At 41.6% G+C, this 2,488-nt stretch carries 3 protein-coding genes; 1 reads left to right on the top strand and 2 read right to left on the bottom strand.

The window, feature by feature from the left end:
• The coding region (locus QVD32_RS12820; protein WP_502795843.1) for a ribonuclease H family protein at positions 1-168 on the top strand (168 nt) is incomplete at its 5' end.
• A 94-nt stretch (positions 169-262) separates the two neighbouring features.
• Here the strand turns inward: QVD32_RS12820 and QVD32_RS12815 are convergent.
• Positions 263-1,612 (bottom strand): MFS transporter, encoded by a 1,350-nt coding sequence (locus QVD32_RS12815; protein ID WP_287710334.1) that lies wholly within the window; start codon positions 1,610-1,612, stop codon positions 263-265.
• A gap of 157 nt (positions 1,613-1,769) precedes the next feature.
• The coding region (locus tag QVD32_RS12810) for a glycerophosphodiester phosphodiesterase family protein (protein ID WP_287710333.1) at positions 1,770-2,488 on the bottom strand (719 nt) is incomplete at its 5' end.

Raw genomic sequence — 2,488 nt, 5'->3', positions numbered from 1 at the left:
AAGAAACAATGCAAGACCAAGTTGGAGCATACTCCCCAGACTGCGCAGCTCCATCAGATCATAGCCCGCGCAGAGAACTGGCTCCGCACCCACCAGGTTACCATCCCTATTTTGAAATGGGATACCAAGACTTGGGGCGAAATCCCAGCCGACTTCGGAAGGAAATAAAAGAAAACTTCCCCTTCATAAGTTTCCTCTTCTAAAAAAATGGTCATGAAAATTATCCTATCACTATAGGTAACTTTCATGACCCTAAAAAACTTTAAACACTTGTCTTTTTGGGTTTGGCTTTCCAAACTATACTTGTCATGAGAACAGACATTAAAGCTGCACCTATCCAGAAATAATTGATATAAGTGAAGTCGTAACAATCCACTCCATTCACAATCTGCTTATTACCCTCTATGAGTAAACCGCTCATGATATCTTGAATACCAGCACCAACATAACTTGCAACACCGACAACACCAAGAGCAGCACCAGAAGCATTCTTAGGAGCAATATCCACAGCCATCAAACCGCCAAGGAAGCAGAGCAATACACCGATACTCAAACCGAAGAGAATCATGGCAGTAACATCTACCCAAAGCTGATGACCAGGAACCAGAAGGAACAGACAAAGAGCTAAAGCATTCAACAATCCAAAGATAACTGCAGGCAAATAGCGGTTGCCCTTAAATACCTTATCAGATAACAAACCAGATGTCACAGTACCTACAATACCGAGAACAGAGTTGATAGAAATGATAAAACTTGCATCAATGGTAGAGTAACCCTTCTCATTTTCCAGATAGAAAATACCCCAGCTATTTACCGCATAACGGCTAATATACATGAAGGCACTACTCAAAGCCAAGACCCAGATCAAAGGATTCTTCAGCACAGCTTTCTGCGCCTTATTATAAGAAGCCGTATCCTGCTGCTTTTTCTCTATCACCTGTGCACCAGGGAGCGAAACTCCCTTGCTGGCAGGAGTATCGTGGAAGAATGTCAACAACAGTACCACACCGGCAATACCTACCACGGCAGCACCGATAAAACCATATTGCCATCCAAATGCACTTACAATAGAAGCCACAAAGATGAAAGTCATAGCCTCACCAATATTATGGCTGGCACTCCAAAAGCCGTAGAACGTGCCTCGGTTCTTATCTGTAAACCATCTGGAAAGACCTACCACGCAAGAAGCAGCACCCATAGACTGGAACCAACCGCTCAAACCCCATAATACTGCGAAAAGTATAAAGGAATGGGTAAAGCCCAAAATCAAGTTGACCAAAGCTGTAACCAACAGACCTGTTGACATCAATCGCTTGATGTTGCTTCTGTCAGCAAGAAAGCCATTGGTAAACTTACCGATAGCATAAGTGAAGAAGAGAACAGAACCGATAATACCCAACTCTGTCTCAGAGAAAACACCATTATCCACAATTGGCTTTTTGATTACATTCAAGCTCAATCGGCAAACATAGTAAGTACCATAACCGATAGTAGCAGAAAGGAAAGTTGCCCATTGCAATCTCTTGAGTTTCTTGGCACTTTCCTCCTCACTCATGTTTTCACATGCTACTGGTTCGGAAACTTTATAAAAATCAATTATTTTCTTAAACATATTTTTTAGTTATTATAAATGAGAGATTGAATTCCAATACATATCCAAGAAAGCAACATGAGTCAGAGTTTTTTAAGTTGTGCATGACTTACCACCGTAAGCATGCACAACTATCCTAACACAATCAACTATTTGAAATATATAATGAAACCTAAAACTACTTGTGAAGATTCTTCACTCTCAAATATTCGAGAAGCAACGCAGGACGGTCAGTTTGGATAAGTTTGAAACCTTGTTGAACAAGCCATCCCCAGCTCTCATCCGGCTGGCGAAGCTCTACGGCTCTATCATCATCATGTCCCGCATTCTGCGCTGGCCACAAGGCGTTGACAAACACCTGAATGCCATTGTCTCTTAGCTTTTTCACAAGACGTAAAACCTGATCATCTACCTGAGAGAACCTGACCTCGAAAGCCAAAGGCTTCATATTCTGCAGATAACTGTCTATAATACTTTCTGCATCAGCCCGGCACAAGTCAGCCTTAGGCATGAATATTACTTTATCCAAAATATTGCCATGTTGCTCTTTTACGGTCTGGTAAGGCAACCTTTCCTTGACTACACATTGATTAGCAGTACCCGTTTCTTCAAGAATCTTTTGCACATCTTCAAAATACTCGTACCCTTTATCCACATTCACAAGAATCTTTCCCTTGCAAAGTAGCATAGTTTCCCTAAGTGTAGGAATCTGATGACGGGTACGGCAGCCTGCACCATTTTTCAAACGAAGTTTTTTGAGTTCTGCCAGCGTATAATCTTCAGGTTTTCCTGTACCATTGGTTGTACGATCTAAAGTTCCGTCATGCATCAAGATAAGTTCTCCGTCTTTCGTCTTTTTCAAATCCAATTCAACCATATCAACTCCCATGTCAATAC

Origin of the sequence: Barnesiella sp., assembly GCF_022723415.1 — a bacterium.
GTDB lineage: Bacteria > Bacteroidota > Bacteroidia > Bacteroidales > Barnesiellaceae > Barnesiella > Barnesiella intestinihominis.
Note: the sequence above shows the minus strand (reverse complement) of the source record. Positions and strands in the feature narration are given on the sequence as shown.